Origin of the sequence: Domibacillus sp. A3M-37 (assembly GCF_024213455.1) — a bacterium.
In the GTDB taxonomy this organism is placed as follows: Bacteria; Bacillota; Bacilli; order Bacillales; family Domibacillaceae; genus Domibacillus; species Domibacillus tundrae.
The window spans coordinates 200,721-220,455 of the sequence record NZ_JANAVL010000006.1 but is presented as its reverse complement, the minus strand read 5'-3'; the positions used below and the strand labels follow the sequence as shown (position 1 = coordinate 220,455).

Sequence of the window (19,735 nt, the reverse complement as noted above, 5' to 3'; positions counted from 1 at the left end):
GTATTACCGCGGCTGCTGGCACGTAGTTAGCCGTGGCTTTCTGGCCAGGTACCGTCAAGGTACGGGCAGTTACTCCCGTACTTGTTCTTCCCTGACAACAGAGTTTTACGATCCGAAAACCTTCTTCACTCACGCGGCGTTGCTCCGTCAGACTTTCGTCCATTGCGGAAGATTCCCTACTGCTGCCTCCCGTAGGAGTCTGGGCCGTGTCTCAGTCCCAGTGTGGCCGATCACCCTCTCAGGTCGGCTACGCATCGTGGCCTTGGTGAGCCGTTACCTCACCAACTAGCTAATGCGCCGCGGGCCCATCCTGCAGTGACAGCCGAAACCGTCTTTCAAAAGAAGATCATGAAATCTTCGATATTATTCGGTATTAGCCCCGGTTTCCCGGAGTTATCCCAATCTGCAGGGCAGGTTGCCCACGTGTTACTCACCCGTCCGCCGCTGACTTGAACAGAAAAGCAAGCTTTTCAGTCAAGTCCGCTCGACTTGCATGTATTAGGCACGCCGCCAGCGTTCGTCCTGAGCCAGGATCAAACTCTCCAAAAAGTGTTTGATTGCTCAATTGTTTCTATGTAAGATGACAAGCATCTTACATAGAAGTTTCTTGCTTAAAACGTTGACGTTTTTATTGATTTTGTTCAGTTTTCAATGTTCAATTTGTTTCGTTTTTGCTGTCGCCATCTGACGACTTAAATAATATACCATGTATAAAATTAAAGAGCAAGCCTTTTTTGAAAAAAACAGCCTTTTTTAATTGGCTGTTTTCTCTTCACTTTTTTCGATGTACAAGTCTCTTCGTTTTACTAGATCTATGACGTCTCCATTTGGAAGCTGAACGAGCGGTCTTGTTTTATGTCCCGGTTGAACAAACATCACTTTTCCTTCACTTCCATTTGATAATGTGACCTGCATGCCTGGAGATAATTCCGCTACTAATGAAAATAAGGCATCCATAACAGAAAGATCAAACTGTCCGAATAAATCCTGCTGAATCATTTCAACAGCTTTAAAAACAGATTGTCTTCCCCGAAACAGCCGCTCGGTCGTCAATGCATGGTATGTATCCGCCAGTCCGATTAATTGTGAGATCGCATGTACTGCATTTCCTTTTGCACCCGCAGGATAACCAGATCCGTCTAAGCGTTCATGATGCTGATAAATTGCCAGCTTCGCTTCCGGTTTTAAAAGCTTTAAATCTTTTACCATTTTGTAACTGGCGACAGGATGATTTTGAATTTCTTTGTATTCATTCTCAGTCAGCGCTGTACTTTTTGTTAACAGAGACATTTTGGTTTTTGACATGCCGCAGTCTGCTAATAATCCAGCAAGAGCCGATTGAATGATTAATCCTTTGTCATAATTCAGCTTTTGGGCGATCATGCCGCTCAGCAGCCCAACTGATAGTGTATGATGATAAAGATATACGTCTTTTTTAGAGTAAGCTGAAATTTTTTGAAGCTGTTCCGGATTTTCTAACGTATACTCCAGAATTGGCAAAATGATAGTACGCATCCGGGCAATTTCCACATTCATGCCTGACTGCCACCGTTGAAATTCTTCTTTAACACTTTTCAACGTTTTAAAATAAAGTCGCTCCATTGGGTCGTTCATAGGCAGCGCACTAATCGATGGCGATGCTGAGTATAATGATGCGGGCGAATCTTCTTCTACTATTACATCTACTGATTGGATAGAAAAAGCACGTAAAAACCGAATATGCTGGTCTGTCAACATCGTCCCGGATGAGATGATGGGATTGGATGTTCCAGCCATAACTGCTTCTTTTAATAGATATCCTGGTTTAATATTTTCAAGAGCTATATACATTTGCCGCCTCCTCCCATGCCTTTATGCCTAATTATAAAGATATTAGAACAAAATGGATAGACAAAAAAAGCACAGGAGTATTGAAACGCCTGTGCTTTATCTTTATTCTTCGAGTTTTTCTTCGTCTTCTAATTCTTCTTCGAGTTCTTCTTCGTCTTCTTTTTCAACTTTCGCAACGGTAGCCACTGTTGCGTTGTCGCCCAGTCGAATAAGTTTTACGCCTTGTGTATTCCGGCCGGTAATAGAAATTGTTGCAATGTCCATGCGAATCATAACGCCGCCCATTGTAATCAGCATAAGGTCTTCTTCACCAGTGACCGTTTTAACAGCGATAAGAGCCCCATTTTTGCCAGTAATGTTAAGCGTTTTAAGTCCTTTGCCACCACGTGTTTGAATGCGGTATTCGGATTCAGGCGTTAATTTCCCATACCCATTTTCTGTGACAATTAATATATAATCATTTTCTTCAACAAGTTCCATTCCAACCGCGTAATCCCCTTCTGATAAGGTGATTCCTTTTACACCTGTTGACGTACGACCCATGGAACGGACATTGTCCTCTGGAAAACGAATGAGCATACCGTTGCGTGTTCCCATAACAATATGTTTTTCACCATCTGTTAACCGAACAGAAATCAATTCGTCTTCGTCACGAATATTCAAAGCAATCAGGCCATTGGTCCGAATTTTCGCGTAATCCATCAATGGCGTCCGCTTAACGATACCCTGTTTAGTCGCAAAGAACAAGAAGGAATCCTCCGTGAACTCTTCAACGAATAACATAGAGTTGACCCACTCATCTTGTTCTACACCGAGAAGGTTGACGAGGGGGATCCCTTTCGCTGTCCGGCTGTATTCAGGAATCTGATAGCCTTTTAAACGGTACACTTTTCCTTTGTTTGTAAAGAAAAGGATCGTATCATGGGTGGAAGTTGTAAGCAGCTGCTCAACAAAGTCATTTTCATTCGTGCCCATCCCTTGAATACCGCGTCCCCCGCGGCGCTGGCTCCGGTATGTGGAGATTGGCAGGCGCTTAATATACCCTTTGTGCGTTAATGTAATAATAATTTTTTCAACCGGAATTAAATCCTCGTCCATCAAGTCACCTGGCGCTCCGTCTGTAATCTCCGTGCGGCGCTTATCATTAAACCGGTTTTTGATTTCAATCAGCTCTTCGCGGATGATCTCGAGAATTTTCTCTTCATCGGCCAAAATGGCTTTTAACTCTGTAATAACAGCCAGCAGATTCTGATATTCTTCTTCGATTTTGTCACGCTCAAGACCGGTAAGGCGCTGCAAACGCATATCCAAAATAGCTTGTGACTGTTTTTCAGATAGACCGAATTGTTCCATTAAGCCCTCACGAGCAAGATCCGCTGTTTGTGAGCCACGAATCAATGCAATAATACGGTCGATATGATCCAGCGCAATACGCAATCCTTCTAAAATATGAGCACGCGCTTCTGCTTTATTTAAATCAAATTGTGTGCGGCGGCGGATAATTTCCTGCTGGTGCGCTAAATAATGTGTTAAAAATTCTTTTAGTCCGAGGACTTTCGGATGTCCGTCGACAAGCGCCAGCATATTAATTCCAAAACTTGTCTGCATGGCCGTATATTTATATAAATTGTTTAAAACAACACTCGCATTCGCGTCACGGCGGATTTCCATCACGATTCGCATACCTTCTCGGTCAGATTCGTCTCGAAGATCGGTAATACCGTCAACCTTTTTATCACGCACGAGTTCAGCGATGCGTTCAATCAGCTTCGATTTATTAACTTGGTACGGAATTTCCGTCACAATGATCGTTTCTTTGCCATTGGCTTTTTCTTCAATTTCTGTCCGCGCACGTAAAATAATGGACCCACGTCCTGTTTCATAGGCTCGGCGAATACCGCTGCGGCCCATTAAAATACCAGATGTTGGAAAATCAGGGCCGGGAATATGTTCCATCAAATCTAGAACAGACATCTCCGGATTTTTGCTGACAGCAAGGATGGCATCAATGACTTCTCCTAGCTGATGTGGCGGAATATTCGTAGCCATACCAACCGCAATGCCCGAAGCCCCATTTACGAGCAAATTAGGGAATCGGGCTGGCAGAACAACAGGCTCCCGTTCAGATCCATCATAGTTATCCTTGTAATCAATTGTATCTTTATTTAAATCACGCGTAATTTCCATGGCGATTTTGGACATACGGGCTTCTGTATAACGCATTGCTGCGGCTGCATCGCCATCTACTGAACCGAAGTTTCCATGGCCATCCACAAGCATATAGCGATAGTTAAAGTCCTGCGCCATCCGTACCATCGTTTCGTATACAGCTGAGTCGCCGTGCGGATGATATTTACCGATAACATCACCGACAATCCGTGCAGACTTTTTGTATGCCTTATCGGCAGTCATTCCAAGATCATTCATTGCGTACAAAATACGGCGGTGCACCGGTTTCAAGCCATCACGAACGTCCGGAAGCGCCCGGGATACAATAACACTCATCGCATAATCAAGAAACGATGACCGCATTTCCTGGCTTATATTAATCTCTTTCACGTTGGAGCTCGGCATATCAGCCATGAAAAATCCTCCCTTTAAGAAAAGTGCAAGGCGCACAGCTTTAGGTGACATGCATAAGACGAATTGTCTTTAGAGCAAAGGCTAAAATCGCGGCATCGTGCCGCAACGCCTTTTTGACTCACATCCTATGAGCCCTCGAGCTGATGGCGCCTGGAACTGGACAATGTTTAAAAAAGTTGGAGCGTCCGCAAATACGGACGCTTTCTCAACCTATATATCAAGATTTTTTACGTATCGTGCGTTGTCTTCAATAAATTTACGGCGCGGTTCTACTTTATCGCCCATTAAAATTTCAAACGTTTCATCTGCTTCCATTGCGTCTTTCAGTGTTACTTGCAGCAATGTTCGCGTAGATGGATCCATTGTCGTTTCCCATAGCTGGGTCGGATTCATTTCCCCCAGACCTTTATAGCGCTGCAAAATTGGCTTTGCATTCGCCGGAATGGTTTTCATGATTTCATCCAGCTCATGATCGTTGTATGCATAACTAATGTTCTTGCCCTGCTGCACTTTGTAAAGCGGCGGCTGGGCAATATAAACATAACCTGCTTCAATAAGCGGCCGCATGTACCGGAAATAGAATGTTAACAGCAATGTCCGGATATGCGCGCCATCTACATCGGCATCCGTCATGATCACCAATTTATGATAACGCGCTTTCGACAAGTCAAACTCTTCGCTAATGCCTGTGCCAAGCGCCGTAATCATTGCCCGAACTTCATTGTTGGACAAAATTTTATCTAAACGTGCTTTTTCCACGTTTAAGATTTTCCCACGCAGCGGCAAGATTGCCTGAAAGTGGCGGTCACGCCCTTGTTTCGCTGAACCACCCGCCGAATCTCCTTCTACGATATAGAGTTCGCTGATTTTCGGATCACGCGATGAACAGTCCGCCAGTTTACCGGGCAGGCTTGATACTTCAAGCGCGCTTTTCCGGCGTGTCAATTCACGGGCTTTTTTGGCAGCCATTCGCGCACGTGCAGCCATCATCCCTTTTTCAACGATTTTCCGCGCGGTATTTGGGTTTTCAAGCATAAACGTTTCAAAACGGCCTGAAAAGACATTGTCTGTGACAGTACGCGCCTCTGAATTACCGAGCTTTGTTTTCGTTTGACCTTCGAACTGTGGATCTGGATGTTTAACTGAAATAATTGCTGTCAGCCCTTCACGAACATCTTCCCCTGATAAATTGCCGTCAAGCTCTTTAGCTAAGCCATTTTTTCGAGCGTAATCGTTAATCACACGTGTCAGTGCCGTTTTAAAGCCGGATTCGTGTGTACCGCCTTCGTGTGTGCTGATGTTATTGGCAAATGAATAAATATTGCTTGTATAGCCGTCATTGTATTGAAGGGCGACTTCGACTTGAATGCCGTCACGCTCGCCTTCCATGAAGATGGCTTCTTCGTGAAGAGCTTCTTTTGTACGGTTTAAATGTTCTACGTACGATTTAATTCCGCCTTCATAGTAATATTCATTTTTCTTTTCAGTTTCTCTTTTATCTTCAAGTATAATTTTGAGTCCGCGATTCAAGAAAGCCAGCTCACGAAGACGCTGTGCGAGTATGTCGTAATCATACACAAGCGTTTCGGTGAAAATTTCATTATCCGGCACAAAGTGAATGTGTGTGCCGGTCATATCAGTGTCCCCAACGATTTTCAAATCTTCCTGCGGAACGCCCTGCTTAAATGCCTGATAATGAATGTTTCCATCGCGGTGAACATACACTTCTAAAAGCTTCGAGAGAGCGTTAACGACAGATGCGCCGACACCATGAAGACCGCCGGATACTTTGTAGCCGCCGCCGCCAAATTTCCCTCCGGCGTGCAGAACAGTCAAAATAACCTCAACAGCCGGACGGCCCATTTTTTCGTGAATGCCAACTGGAATGCCGCGACCATTGTCTTTTACCGTAATGCTGTTGTCCTCTTCTATGATGACATTGATTTCATCGCAATAGCCGGCCAGTGCTTCATCGATACTGTTATCGACAATTTCCCAGACAAGATGGTGCAGTCCTCTTGCACTCGTTGAGCCAATATACATACCTGGACGTTTTCGGACAGCTTCAAGTCCTTCGAGCACCTGTATTTGAGTTTCATCATAGGAAGGTGTCGTATTATTTTGCGGGCCCATAGTCAAATCCAGTCACCTTCTCTTTCGGTAATATAATCTTATTTTATTTGTGTAATCGCGCCAGCTGTTACGCTGTAAGCCGATGCAGCATTTAATGTGTCATGCTCAATGCCATCTGTATTTGTTGTCGTCACAAACGTCTGCACTTTGCCGTGGATCGTGTTCAGCAAATGCGACTGGCGGTAGTCATCAAGTTCGGATAAGACGTCATCCAGCAGCAAAATTGGGTATTCGCCAATTTCTGATTGAATGAGTTCGATTTCAGCAAGCTTTACAGCGAGAGCAGTTGTTCGCTGCTGTCCTTGTGACCCAAATGTTTGAATATTTTTGCCGTTCACATAAAAAAGGAGATCATCCCGATGTGGGCCGGTTAAGGTAACGCCCCGGTCCACTTCTCTCGTCCGGCCTTTTTGATACGCGGCGAACAAAGCCAAGCGTATTTGCTCGTCGCTCTGCTCTTCCGTTATCCCGGCTGCTGGCTCGTAGACGATGGCAAGTGTTTCAATGCCGCGTGAAATACCTGAATGAAGCGGTCCTGCCCATTTTTGAAGCAGACGAATAAATTCAAATCGCTTTTTCATCACTTTCATCGCCAGCTCCACAAGCTGTTCGGTCAAAACATCAAGCACTGTAAAGTCCGATGCTCTTTTCGTCTGCAGCTGCTTTAAATAATGGTTTCGCTGCTGCAGGACTTTATGATAAAGGCTCAAGTCGTGCAAATAGACAGGTGAGACCTGCCCGATTTCCATATCAATAAACCGCCTTCTTACTTGCGGACTGCCTTTTACAAGCGTTAAGTCTTCGGGTGCAAACATGACGACATTCATGTTTCCAATGTATTGACTAAGGCGTGTCTGCTCCAAATGATTGATCTTGGCTTTTTTTCCTTTTTTTGAAATAACAAGTTCAATCGGGAGCGACTGGTGCTTTTTTTGCACTCGCCCTTTTATTTTAGCATATTCCGCTTCCCAGCGAATTAAATCTTTATCATTCGACGTCCTATGCGATTTGGCCATGGCCAATACATAGATGGATTCAATTATATTTGTTTTCCCTTGGGCGTTTTCGCCAATGACGACATTTACAGTATTATCAAATTCAACGAGGAGCGATTCATAATTCCGATAGTTCTCCAAAGCCAGTTGTTCAATGTGCATATAGAAACACCTTCCGATGGCTGTTAATCGCTGCCTTCCTCAGTTCCAAACCCTACTTCGTATACGCCGTCACCAGGAATTTCAACTTCATCTCCTTCGTAAAGCTTTCGGCCGCGTCTCATATCAAGTTCTCCATTCACGTATACTTCATGCTCACTCAAGTACCATTTTGCCTGACCACCGGTTTGAATAATGCCGGCCAGTTTTAGAAATTGGCCAAGGGTAATGAATTCCTCGTTTTCTGCTTTTTTTGTCATCATAAGTTCTTTTCCTCCGTAAAAATCCTAGTACTTTATTTTAACATAAATACAAAAAAAGCGGGGCCAATACGCCCTGCTTTTTCGGAGATTGATTAATATGTGCGCACCGGCAAAATTAATTGCAGAGTGGAATCATCATGAAGCGGCCGGATAACGAATGGACGCATAGCTCCAGTAAATTGAATTTCAATTTCTGTCCCTTCAATTGCTTTCAGTGCATCCATCATATACTTCGCGCTGAATGAGATTTTTAGTTCATCTCCTTCAGCTGCCAAGCTGTTCACTTGCTCAGTTACTTTACCAATCTCCGGGGAATTAGATGAAATTTCCACGGTTCCATCATCGCCGCTGCTCATTTTAATAACGTTATTTCTTCCTTCACGCGCTAAAAGTGAAGCACGGTCAACCGCCTGTAAATATTCTTTTGTATTTAAGTCAATTTTTGTTTTGTGTTCATCTGGAATAAGGCGACTCGTGTCCGGGTAATTTCCGTCAAGCAATCTTGAGAAAAACAGCACATATTTTGAACGGAACAATACTTGGTTTTCCGTCATGACAATTTCAACCGGTTCATTCGTGTCATCCAAAATTTTACTTAGTTCCGTCAAGCTTTTCCCTGGGATCACAACATTGTATTCCCCTTCCGGAAGTCCAGCTGCTGCGGTTTTACGAAGTGCAAGACGATGGCTGTCAGTTGCCGTGCAAATGAGCGTACCATTTTCAATCTTCCAGTTGACCCCTGTTAAAATTGGACGTGTTTCAGATGTGGATACAGCAAACACAGTTTGTCGAATGAGTGTTTTTACAAGGTCAGCGGGCAGCTTAAAAACATTTTCGTCATCGATTTGCGGCAAATGCGGGTATTCATCTGCATCTTGGCCATTCAAGCTAAACTCCGCGTGGCCTGAACGAATGATCGTTTGGAATGAAGACGATGTTTCAAATTCAATTGTAGATGCGGGCAATTTGCGGACAATTTCATTGAAAAATCGTGCGTTTAAAACAACTCCGCCTGTTTCTTCAATTGTGGCGATTAAGACTTCTCCTTCTTCACTTGGAATGAATGATTCGATTGAAATATCTGAGTCGCTTCCTGTCAGTGTGATCCCCTCGTCTGACGCGTGAATTTTAATTCCTGTCAAAATGGGAATTGTCGTTCTCGAACTTACTGCTTTTAATACATCTTGTATTCCGGCAGCGAGCCGGTCTTTTTGAATCGAAAATTTCATGGGAATACCTCCGAAATTATTTTTGAATAATGTTTCATATAGTGATAATTTTAATTATTTTATATTAAAAAAATATAGTCGTAGTAGTAGGCGCTGTTGATTTGTGGATAAGTGGATAAAAACAGAACAATAACAGTCTATCCACATGTGGACAGACTGTTGATGAACGCCCCTTTTTATTCACAGCTTATTAAGCTTTTAAAATGGTGATGATTTCTTTCACTTTTTGAGCAGCGACAGGATCAGTTTCCATGAGTTTTGAAATTTTCTCATGTGCATGAATCACCGTCGTGTGATCGCGTCCGCCAAACTCCTCGCCGATTTTCGGCAGCGAAAAATCGGTCAGCTCGCGCGACAAATACATCGCAACCTGCCTCGGGAATGCGACTAATTTCGTCCGTTTCCTCGCAGTGAAATCTTCTAGGCGAATACCATATTGTTCTCCGACTACCCGCTGAATGTCCGGAATGGTGACAACTTTCGGACGCGCTCCTGGAATAATGTCTTTCAGCGCCTCTGCTGCTACGGTTGCATTCACTTCTTTGCTGATTAAAGACGAATATGCGACGACGCGGATCAAGGCCCCTTCAAGCTCCCGAATATTTGTATCAATTTGATTCGCGATGTAAAGCATCACTTCATTCGGGACATCCAAGTTTTCTGCACGTGCTTTTTTACGCAAAATAGCAATACGTGTTTCAAGATCCGGCGGTGTAATATCTGTGATCAGTCCCCATTCAAAACGAGAACGTAACCGGTCTTCAAGTGTTGGGATTTCTTTAGGAGGCCGATCGCTTGAGATGATAATTTGCTTGCTTTCCTCATGAAGCGTATTAAACGTATGAAAAAACTCTTCTTGCGTCTGTTCTTTCCCAGCTAAAAACTGTATATCATCAATAAGCAGCACGTCGACATTCCGGTATTTATTCCGAAACTCTACTGCTTTGTTGTCACGGATCGAATTAATAAATTCGTTCGTAAACTTTTCAGATGACAAATACACAACTTTTGCGCCAGGGTTATGTTCAATTACATAATGGCCGATTGCATGCATCAAGTGGGTTTTACCTAGACCAACGCCGCCATAAATAAATAAAGGATTATATGCTTTCGCAGGTGCTTCAGCGACTGCGAGCGACGCGGCATGAGCGAATCGATTACCGGATCCGATGACAAACGTATCGAATGTGTACTTCGGATTCAGCATGCTTTGAATCGTTGCGTCACTGTTCGATTTCGATTTCGGAGTCGGTGTCAGCTGCTCAGAGCGATGCGTTGGTGGAACGTAGGATTCCATATCGTGAACGTCTGGTGAAATAAAATAAACATCCAGCTTTTCGCCTGTTAATTCATCAATAATTTCAGATGTTAAGTGGGTATAATGCCCTTCAAGCCAATCGCGGTTAAAAAAATTAGGTGCCGCCACAACAATGGCATCTCCCTGAAGCGAATGGGCTTTCGTCGACTTTACCCACGTTTCGTAGCTTGGCTTGCTAATTCGTGTCTGGATGCGCTCCAGCACTTTGTTCCATAGATCATCAATATTCTCCATTGGCCCCTCCTTACTAACTGTCAGCACAGCTTGTTTAATGTTTGTACAATACGAATCGAGCGGATTTCAAGTAATATTCATAATTATGCATGATAATGTTTGTGAATAAATATATAATAAGATGAAACTAGTTTTTCGACAAAATCTACAGCTTGTGGATAAAAATAAAAACACCCTGTTCATTATTTTTCCACATACTATCCACAACTGTGGATAGATAATATGTCGAATTTAGTTATCCAGAGTGAAAACAAAATAATAATAGCAGAAAAAATGAGAGCTTGCAATGACTTCAATTAATTATCCACAGGCGTTAAAACACTGTTCAAAAGATTGTCCACAGGGTGAGGACTTGTGAAAAGACCATAGAAGAAGCTGTGGATAATCAGTAAATGCTGTCGATTGCTGTCCACAGTGAAAAATAAGTCAACAAAAAGCGTTTTCTGTACAACTTAGATTCCTCATCAAAAAGACAGTAAAATAATTTGAATCTGTGACCGTTTTAAAATTTGGTTGACAGGATTCATGTACATACTTATAATTAACAAAGACTGTTTTGAAAATATGAATTTTAAAACCTCAGGGAGGTGTTTTAATATGAAAAGAACGTATCAGCCTAATAAACGTAAAAGAAGCAAAGTTCATGGTTTCCGTGCACGCATGAGTTCTAAAAACGGCCGCCGTGTTTTAGCAAGCCGCCGTGCTAAAGGCAGAAAAGTACTATCTGCATAAGACCACTGACCATTCAGTGGTCTTTTTTTCTAAAGATTGCTGAGGGGCCGCAGGATGTGGGTCGCGAAGGCGTTGCCGCAGGAAGCGGCGAAGGTATAGCCTTTGATCCTTAAAAAGAGCCGGCAGGTGCCATAAATGAAAAAATCATTCCGCATTAAAAAAAACGACGATTTTCAAACGGTCTTCAGTAAAGGGAAGTCGTTCGCGAATCGCCAGTTTGTTGTGTATATGTATAAAAAAGAACAAAACGTGCCGTTCCGGATTGGTCTGTCCGTCAGCAAAAAGCTCGGCAACGCTGTCGTGCGTAATCGCATAAAGCGATATATAAGACAGAGTTTTACGGAATTGAAGGCAGACATTAAGCCCGGATATGACTTTATCGTCATTGCACGAAAGCCGGCTGCAGACTTGTCCTGTGCAGAAGTGAAGGGAAGTCTTATACACGTCTTGAAACTGGCGCGGGCGCTTCAGGGAAAACAATCGAATCCACTCAATAAGAATTAAGCCAATGACAGGGGGCGCAACCGCTTGAGAAAAAGAACGCTTTCATTCCTGATCGTGGCTCTTTTTTCCGTCTTGCTCGCAGGGTGTACGGAAGTCAATCAGGACATAACAGCGGACAGTGAAGGATTCTGGAATGAATACGTCATTTATCCGCTATCACAATTTATTACAGCCACGTCTAACTTGGTAGGCGGCTACGGTCTTGGTATCATCGTCGTTACGATCATTATTCGGATCATCATTTTGCCGCTTATGATCAAGCAGACAAAAAGCGCCAAAGCGATGCAGGAGATCCAGCCTGAAATCAAAAAAATTCAAGAAAAATACAAGTCAAAAGATGCGCAGACGCAGCAAAAGCTTCAGCAGGAAACGATGGCGCTATTTCAGCAGAATGGTGTCAATCCGCTTGCCGGATGTTTCCCAATTTTGGTTCAAATGCCAATTATTATTGGTCTTTACCAGGCGATTATGCGGACGGGCGAAATTAAAAACCACACATTCTTATGGTTTGATTTAGGCTCGCCGGACATTATTGTGTCTGTTTTAGCCGGTGTGTTCACGTTTTTTCAGCAAAAGTTAATGATGGCGGGAACAGCCAATCAAAATCCGCAAATGGCGATGATGCTATGGCTGATGCCGATCATGATTATTGTTTTTGGGATTACCCTCCCATCTGCACTTGCGCTTTACTGGGTTGTCGGCAGTATTTTTATGATTGTTCAAACATTGGTAATCAATGGTCTGCCAAAGAAAAAAAATTCAACAGTTTCATAAAAGACTTAATCGAAGACATTGTCTCTAAGACAATGTCTGTTTTTATGTATAAAAAGGGATAGTATTCCAAATAAAGAGCGGATGCAGCGAGAAAGTTATCAACATGTGGATGATTATTCGTCTTTTTTTCACCGGCTGGCTGTGGTATTCTATTTATTTAGGGAATGACATGAAAGCCAGCAGGCGATAACATACATCAATATCAATATGGAAGAGGTGAATGAAGTGGAGTTTGATACGATTGCCGCTATTTCGACGCCGCTTGGCGAGGGAGCGATTGCGATCGTCCGGCTGAGCGGCGATGAAGCGATTGCGATTGCGGATAAAGTGTTTAAAGCACCGGGACAGAAAAAACTGTCCACAGTGCCGAGCCATACGATTCATTACGGTCATTTAATGGAGCCATCCACAGGCCGCATTGCAGAAGAAGTCATGGTGTCTTTAATGAAAGGTCCTAAAACATTTACACGTGAAGATGTTGTGGAAATTAACTGCCATGGAGGCATCACAGCCGTTAACCGTGTTCTGCAGATTGTGTTAAATGAAGGAGCGCGTCTTGCTGAACCGGGAGAATTCACAAAACGTGCTTTTTTGAACGGCCGTATTGATTTATCGCAGGCGGAAGCTGTCATGGATTTAATTCGTGCCAAAACGGATAAAGCGATGAACGTTGCCCTTAACCAAGTAGAAGGGCGGTTGTCAAAGCTGATTGGGCGGCTGCGCCAGGAAATTTTAGAAACACTGGCACACGTGGAAGTAAATATTGATTATCCGGAATATGATGATGTGGAAGAAATGACGCATCGTGTACTGCTCCAAAAATCACAGTTTGTTCGGTCTGAAATTGATCGGCTGCTCCGGACTGCGGAACAAGGGAAAATTTTGCGCGAAGGGTTATCCACTGTCATTATCGGACGTCCGAATGTCGGGAAATCTTCGCTTCTTAATGCACTTGTTCATGAAAACAAAGCGATTGTAACCGATATTCCAGGCACGACACGGGATGTCATTGAAGAATACGTCAACGTGCGGGGTGTACCGCTTCGACTTGTCGATACGGCGGGCATTCGAGAGACGGAAGACATTGTAGAGCGGATCGGCGTGGAACGTTCAAGAAAAGTATTAAAAGAAGCCGATTTAATTTTACTTGTGTTAAACTATTCCGATCAGCTGACGCCCGAAGACGAAAAGTTATTTGAAGCAGCGGCTGGCATGGATGTCATTGTGATTGTCAATAAAACAGATCTTGAGCCGAAAATAAACATGGAGCGCGTAAAAGAACTGGCACATAACAGCCAGCTTGTGACGACATCGCTTCTCGAAGAAAAGGGCATTGATGAACTTGAAGAAGCAGTAGCTGGGCTCTTTTTCTCTGGAGCAGTCGGCGCACAGGATATGACGTACGTTTCTAATTCACGCCATATTGCTTTATTAAATCAGGCGAATCGTTCGATTTCAGACGCCATCAGTGGGGTCGAATCGGGTGTGCCAATTGATATCGTTCAAATTGATTTAACAAGAACGTGGGAGCTGCTCGGCGAAATTATCGGCGAAAGTCTCCACGAAAGCTTAATTGACCAGCTATTTTCACAATTTTGCCTCGGGAAATAAGCAATGGAAAGGATTAATAACAGCATGAATTATTATGAAGCAGGCGAATATGAGGTTGTTGTTATTGGAGCAGGCCATGCCGGCGTAGAAGCGGGTCTTGCTTCTGCACGCACAGGAGCAAAAACGCTCATGATTACGATTAACCTTGATATGATCGCATACATGCCATGTAACCCTTCTGTCGGAGGTCCGGCAAAAGGAATTGTCGTCCGTGAAATTGACGCACTTGGCGGCGAAATGGCAAAAAATATAGATAAAACACACATTCAAATGAGAATGCTTAATACAGGAAAAGGCCCGGCTGTTCGTGCATTGCGCGCGCAGGCGGATAAAGTGCTGTATCAGCAGGAAATGAAAGAAACGATTGAGCAGGAGCCGAATTTAACGCTTATTCAAGGAATGGCGGAGCGTCTGATCATTGAAGAGGGCGAGTGCCGGGGCATCATTACCCAAACAGGGGCGATGTATCGTTCAAAAGCTGTTATTATTACGAGTGGAACGTTTATGCGCGGAGAAATTATTCTTGGCGACTTAAAATATTCGAGCGGTCCTAACAACCAGCAGCCTTCTGTAAAATTATCTGAGCATCTGGAAGAGCTTGGCTTTGAGCTTGTTCGCTTTAAAACGGGTACACCGCCGCGTGTAAACAGCCGGACGATTGATTATTCGAAAACAGAAATTCAGCCGGGAGATGACGTGCCTCGGGCTTTCAGTTATGAAACGAAAGAATACATTACCGACCAGCTGCCGTGCTGGCTTACGTATACGAATGAAGAAACACACAATATTATCGGCGAAAACTTGCATCGCTCACCGATGTATTCCGGTGTGATTAAAGGCCGCGGACCACGATATTGTCCATCTATTGAAGACAAAGTCGTCCGTTTTAACGACAAGCCGCGGCATCAGATTTTCCTGGAGCCGGAAGGACGGAAAACGGAAGAAGTATATGTGCAGGGCTTTTCCACAAGTTTGCCGGAAGACGTTCAGTATCGCATGCTTCGCACGATCCCAGGTTTAGAGAAAGCCCAGCTGATGCGTGCCGGCTATGCAATTGAATACGATGCGATGGTACCGACACAGCTTTGGCCGACATTGGAAACGAAAAAAGTGAAAAACCTATATACAGCGGGACAAATTAACGGTACATCGGGCTATGAAGAAGCAGCAGGACAAGGGTTGATGGCCGGCATTAATGCCGCATGCCGTGTACTCGGCAAAGAAGAAGTAGTGCTAAGCCGCTCCGATGCATATATCGGCGTAATGATCGACGATCTTGTCACAAAAGGAACAAGTGAGCCCTATCGTTTACTCACATCCCGTGCAGAATACCGACTTCTTTTGCGCCACGACAACGCGGATCTTCGCTTAACGGAAATTGGCTATAAACTGGGTACAATTTCAGAAGAGCGTTATGCAGCATTTACCGCAAAAAAAGCAGCGATCATTGAAGAAATTGAACGACTCAAAGCAACAATTATTAAACCGGATGAAAAAACACAGTCGCTCATTCGTGAAGCCGGCGGAAGTGAATTAAAAGACGGCATTCGCGGTGCAGATTTATTGCGTCGTCCGGAAATGACATATGACGCGATCAAGCAGCTGATTCCGGCTGATGCACTGCTTGATGAAGAAATAGAAGAACAAGTGGAAATTCAGATTAAATACGAAGGCTACATTGAGAAGTCCTTGCAACAAGTAGACCGTATGAAAAAGATGGAAAACAAAAAAATTCCGGCTGACATTGACTATGATGCAATTAGCGGTATTGCCAACGAAGCGCGTACGAACTTAAAAGAAGTCCGCCCGCTTTCCATCGCGCAGGCATCGCGTATTTCCGGTGTTAATCCAGCTGATATTTCGATCTTGCTTATTTACATTGAGCAGGGCCGCGTTGCGCGGACCGGCAGCGAATAAGAAAGGACCCGACAAATGAATATCAATCAATTTCAATCCGAACTATCTTTAAAAGGTATTGAATTAACCGAACAGCAGCTCAATCAGTTTAACCGCTACTTTGAGCTGCTTGTGGAATGGAACGAAAAAATGAATTTGACGGCGATTACCGATCGGGAAGATGTTTATATGAAACATTTTTACGACTCGCTTACAGCGGCTGTGTATACAGATTTAACAAAGCCGCTGCGCATTTGTGATGTTGGTGCCGGTGCCGGGTTTCCAAGTATACCACTGAAAATTGCGTTTCCAAATTTAAATGTGACGATCATCGACTCATTAAATAAACGCATTACTTTTTTAAATCATCTAGCATCTGAGCTTAAGCTTGATCACGTCCAGTTTGTTCATGGACGTGCGGAAGAAATGGGACAAAAACCGGAACACCGTGGACAGTATGACCTTGTAACAGCCCGTGCGGTTGCCCGCATGTCCGTCTTATCTGAGCTGTGCCTGCCATTTGCAAAAATCGGCGGCGCTTTTGTTGCCATGAAAGCAGCCAGCGCGGCCGATGAAATGGAAACAGCTGCAAAAGCAATTAAAATACTTGGCGGCAAAACAGAAGATGTCTTTTCATTTCGCCTGCCGATTGAAAACAGTGAACGAACGATTATTGTGGTCCGAAAAGAAAAAGAAACGCCGAAAAAGTATCCGCGCAAAGCCGGTACTCCGAATAAAACACCAATCGAATAGTTCGTGGCAGGAACAGGGCGCCTCATGGCGAATACTATCAGAATGGAGAATGTAAAAGGTGGTGTGAACATGAAGCGTCCTTTTTCCCGTCTATTTGGCGGAAAAAGTGAAACAGACATGATGCTTCCCGTGGATGAAGTAAAAGAAATTGCGGTGGAATGGATCGAGCCAAATCAATTTCAGCCGCGTTTTGTGTTTCATGAAGAAAAAATAGCAGAATTGGCATCAACCATTGCCGTTCATGGCATTATTCAGCCGATTGTCGTCCGGGAAGCAGAAGATGGAAGGTACGAAATTATAGCGGGAGAAAGGCGCTTCCGAGCGGCGAAAAGCCTTGGCCATGAAACGGTTCCCGTCATTATTCGTCCATTTACGGATGAACAGACCGCTTCAGCGGCACTTATTGAAAATGTTCAGCGGGAAGAGCTATCTCCAATCGAAGAAGCGATTGCGTATAAAAAGCTGCTGAATTTAAATAAAACGACGCAGCAATCACTCGCAGAAATGGTCGGGAAAAGCCAGTCATTTGTTGCGAATAAACTCCGCTTGCTAAAATTGCCGGAAGAAGTGCAGCAGGCCGTGGCTGAAAGGAAGATCACCGAACGTCATGCAAGAGCGCTTTTGCCGCTTAAAAAGCCGGAATTGCAATGTGAGCTGCTGAGTATCATGATCAATAAGCAGCTCAATGTAAAGCAGACAGAAGACCGCGTTGTGAAAATGCTGGAAAAAGACCCGCCGCGTCCCCGTACAAAAGCGGTCAGTCGTGATATCCGTATTGCGCTGAATACAATCCGCCAGTCACTTGCCCTCGTTCAACAAAGTGGGATCAACGTAGAACAGTCAGAAGAAGAAAACGAGGATTTTTATCGAATCACGATTCAAATTCCGAAAAAACCAAAATAATGCTTCAAAACGCCGTTTTTACTGAAAAACGGTTTTTTTTTGACGGGCATCAAAAGCCAAAACGCTTCACTTTTGATAAAATAGAAAGCAGACAACACCGACAGACGAAAGCAGGTGGCTTCTTTTGGGAAAAGTAATCGCGGTCGCCAATCAAAAGGGCGGCGTAGGGAAAACGACAACATCAGTGAACCTTGGGGCTTCGCTCGCCTCACTCGGCAAGAAAGTACTGCTTCTTGACATTGATCCACAGGGGAACGCGACAAGTGGTGCCGGGATTGAAAAAAAAAGCGTTGAGCAATGCATTTACGATGTAATCGTAGATGATGTGGAACTCACAGATGTGATTAAGCAAACAGCAGCAGGGATGTACGCAGCACCGGCCACAATTGCGCTGGCTGGTGCTGAAATTGAGCTTGTATCGGCTATTTCCCGGGAATTAAGGTTGAAAAAAGCACTGGAGCCGATTCGTGAAAGTTTTGATTATGTGATTATTGACTGCCCGCCATCGCTTGGCTTATTAACGATTAATGCGTTAACGGCAGCCGATTCCGTTTTAATTCCGGTTCAATGTGAGTATTATGCGCTAGAAGGTTTAAATCAATTATTAAACACCGTTCGGCTCGTTCAAAAGCATTTAAATAAAGACCTTTACATAGAGGGTGTTCTGTTAACGATGTTTGATGCCCGGACGAATTTAAGCATTCAAGTGGCTGAAGAAGTGAAAAAATATTTCCATGATAAAGTATACAAATCAGTCATTCCTCGTAATGTACGGCTAAGTGAAGCGCCGAGCCACGGCAAACCGGTTTTATTGTACGATGGCCGTTCACGTGGTGCGGAAGTGTATCTTGATTTTGCGAAAGAGGTGGCAGAACATGGCTAAAGGACTTGGCAGAGGGCTGGATGCACTTTTTACGGATTTAGGACCGGACAAGAACAGCTCTGTGCAGGATATTTCAGTAAAAGAGATTCGCCCAAATCCGCATCAGCCTCGAAAAATATTTAATGAAGAAGCGATTGAAGAGCTGAAACAATCTATTCAGTCACACGGCATTTTGCAGCCGATTGTGCTTCGGAAAAGCATTAAAGGCTATGAAATTGTGGCAGGCGAGCGCCGGTACCGCGCCGCAAAAGCAGCTGGAATGAAAGAAGTGCCAGCGATTGTCAAAGAATTGACGGAAGCGCAAATGATGGAGCTCGCACTGCTCGAAAACTTGCAGCGCGAAGATTTGACGGTGATGGAAGAAGCAGCTGCATATCAGCTTATTATAGATAAATTAAAGGTAACGCAAGCGGAACTCGCTTCCCGCATTGGCAAAAGCCGGCCGCACATCTCCAACTATGTACGCCTGCTTGACTTGCCTGCAGGCATTCAAGAAATGATCGCGGAAGGAAAGCTGTCGATGGGTCATGCACGTGCTTTGCTTGGTGTAAAGCCACACAAAAAGCAGTTTGAAGCCGCCCAAAAAACAGCAGAAGAAGGTTGGACAGTCCGCCAGCTTGAAAACTGGATCCGGGAAGAGAAAGAAAATGTTTCACGTGAAACAAAGCCGGTTAAAAAAGACGTTTTTATTTTGGATCGAGAAGAAGCGCTCCGGGAACGATTCGGTACAGCAGTTCAAATTCGCCAATCCAAAAGTGGCAAAAAAGGCAAAATTGAAATTGAGTATATGTCAACGGATGACTTAAACCGCATTTTAGAAATGCTTGATAATAAAGGATGAAAAATATTTATAAGCTGTAAGCTTCTCTTTTAGGAGAAGCCTTTTTAATTTGAAAAGTAACCATCATGCAGGAGGTCCGTATTTAATGGATTCT

16 protein-coding genes and 1 rRNA gene are annotated in these 19,735 nt (G+C 44.0%); 9 read left to right on the top strand and 8 right to left on the bottom strand.

The annotated features are described in order from the left end of the window. From NLX67_RS11985 to dnaA, 8 genes are all read right to left on the bottom strand, one after another. Positions 1-549 (bottom strand): 16S ribosomal RNA (locus NLX67_RS11985); the annotation flags it as partial. A gap of 204 nt (positions 550-753) precedes the next feature. After that, complete coding sequence (locus NLX67_RS11980; RefSeq protein WP_254311887.1) at positions 754-1,830, bottom strand: HD-GYP domain-containing protein; 1,077 nt, start codon at positions 1,828-1,830, stop codon at positions 754-756. Between the two features lie 102 nt (positions 1,831-1,932). Beyond that, entirely contained in the window at positions 1,933-4,413 is a 2,481-nt protein-coding gene (gyrA, locus tag NLX67_RS11975) for a DNA gyrase subunit A (protein WP_254311886.1), read from the bottom strand. Between the two features lie 210 nt (positions 4,414-4,623). Further along, positions 4,624-6,546 carry a DNA topoisomerase (ATP-hydrolyzing) subunit B gene (gene gyrB, locus NLX67_RS11970; protein ID WP_046180651.1) on the bottom strand — a complete coding sequence of 641 codons (1,923 nt, stop codon included), beginning with the start codon at positions 6,544-6,546 and terminating at the stop codon, positions 4,624-4,626. Positions 6,547-6,584: 38 nt separating this feature from the next. Continuing rightward, a complete protein-coding gene (gene recF / locus NLX67_RS11965) occupies positions 6,585-7,703 on the bottom strand; it encodes a DNA replication/repair protein RecF (protein ID WP_046180650.1) in 1,119 nt (372 codons plus the stop codon). A 23-nt stretch (positions 7,704-7,726) separates the two neighbouring features. After that, complete coding sequence (yaaA, locus tag NLX67_RS11960; RefSeq protein WP_046180649.1) at positions 7,727-7,963, bottom strand: S4 domain-containing protein YaaA; 237 nt, start codon at positions 7,961-7,963, stop codon at positions 7,727-7,729. Between the two features lie 92 nt (positions 7,964-8,055). Further along, complete coding sequence (dnaN, locus tag NLX67_RS11955) at positions 8,056-9,192, bottom strand: DNA polymerase III subunit beta (protein ID WP_046180648.1); 1,137 nt, start codon at positions 9,190-9,192, stop codon at positions 8,056-8,058. A 190-nt stretch (positions 9,193-9,382) separates the two neighbouring features. Continuing rightward, positions 9,383-10,744, bottom strand: a complete 1,362-nt coding sequence (dnaA, locus tag NLX67_RS11950) for a chromosomal replication initiator protein DnaA (RefSeq protein WP_046180647.1) — start codon at positions 10,742-10,744, stop codon at positions 9,383-9,385. Positions 10,745-11,341: 597 nt separating this feature from the next. Here dnaA and rpmH point away from each other — a divergent pair. From rpmH to NLX67_RS11905, 9 genes are all read left to right on the top strand, one after another. Next, the gene (gene rpmH, locus NLX67_RS11945) at positions 11,342-11,476 is read left to right on the top strand and encodes a 50S ribosomal protein L34 (RefSeq protein ID WP_046180646.1); all 135 of its coding nucleotides are present in this window, start codon (positions 11,342-11,344) and stop codon (positions 11,474-11,476) included. A 135-nt stretch (positions 11,477-11,611) separates the two neighbouring features. Further along, the gene (gene rnpA / locus NLX67_RS11940) at positions 11,612-11,980 is read left to right on the top strand and encodes a ribonuclease P protein component (RefSeq protein WP_046180645.1); all 369 of its coding nucleotides are present in this window, start codon (positions 11,612-11,614) and stop codon (positions 11,978-11,980) included. A gap of 24 nt (positions 11,981-12,004) precedes the next feature. Continuing rightward, positions 12,005-12,754 (top strand): YidC family membrane integrase SpoIIIJ, encoded by a 750-nt coding sequence (gene spoIIIJ / locus NLX67_RS11935; RefSeq protein ID WP_046180644.1) that lies wholly within the window; start codon positions 12,005-12,007, stop codon positions 12,752-12,754. Positions 12,755-12,979: 225 nt separating this feature from the next. After that, positions 12,980-14,365 carry a tRNA uridine-5-carboxymethylaminomethyl(34) synthesis GTPase MnmE gene (gene mnmE, locus NLX67_RS11930; RefSeq protein WP_046180643.1) on the top strand — a complete coding sequence of 462 codons (1,386 nt, stop codon included), beginning with the start codon at positions 12,980-12,982 and terminating at the stop codon, positions 14,363-14,365. 24 nt (positions 14,366-14,389) lie between these two features. Next, positions 14,390-16,282 carry a tRNA uridine-5-carboxymethylaminomethyl(34) synthesis enzyme MnmG gene (mnmG, locus tag NLX67_RS11925; protein ID WP_046180655.1) on the top strand — a complete coding sequence of 631 codons (1,893 nt, stop codon included), beginning with the start codon at positions 14,390-14,392 and terminating at the stop codon, positions 16,280-16,282. A gap of 15 nt (positions 16,283-16,297) precedes the next feature. Beyond that, positions 16,298-17,014 (top strand): 16S rRNA (guanine(527)-N(7))-methyltransferase RsmG, encoded by a 717-nt coding sequence (gene rsmG, locus NLX67_RS11920; protein WP_254311885.1) that lies wholly within the window; start codon positions 16,298-16,300, stop codon positions 17,012-17,014. A gap of 69 nt (positions 17,015-17,083) precedes the next feature. Beyond that, positions 17,084-17,917: a nucleoid occlusion protein gene (noc, locus tag NLX67_RS11915; protein ID WP_046180641.1), complete on the top strand. Its 834-nt coding sequence runs from the start codon at positions 17,084-17,086 to the stop codon at positions 17,915-17,917. Between the two features lie 124 nt (positions 17,918-18,041). Beyond that, entirely contained in the window at positions 18,042-18,800 is a 759-nt protein-coding gene (locus NLX67_RS11910) for a ParA family protein (protein WP_046180640.1), read from the top strand. Next, positions 18,793-19,641: a ParB/RepB/Spo0J family partition protein gene (locus NLX67_RS11905; protein ID WP_254311884.1), complete on the top strand. Its 849-nt coding sequence runs from the start codon at positions 18,793-18,795 to the stop codon at positions 19,639-19,641. Before NLX67_RS11910 ends, NLX67_RS11905 begins: the two co-directional genes overlap by 8 nt. Positions 19,642-19,735 lie beyond the last annotated feature (94 nt).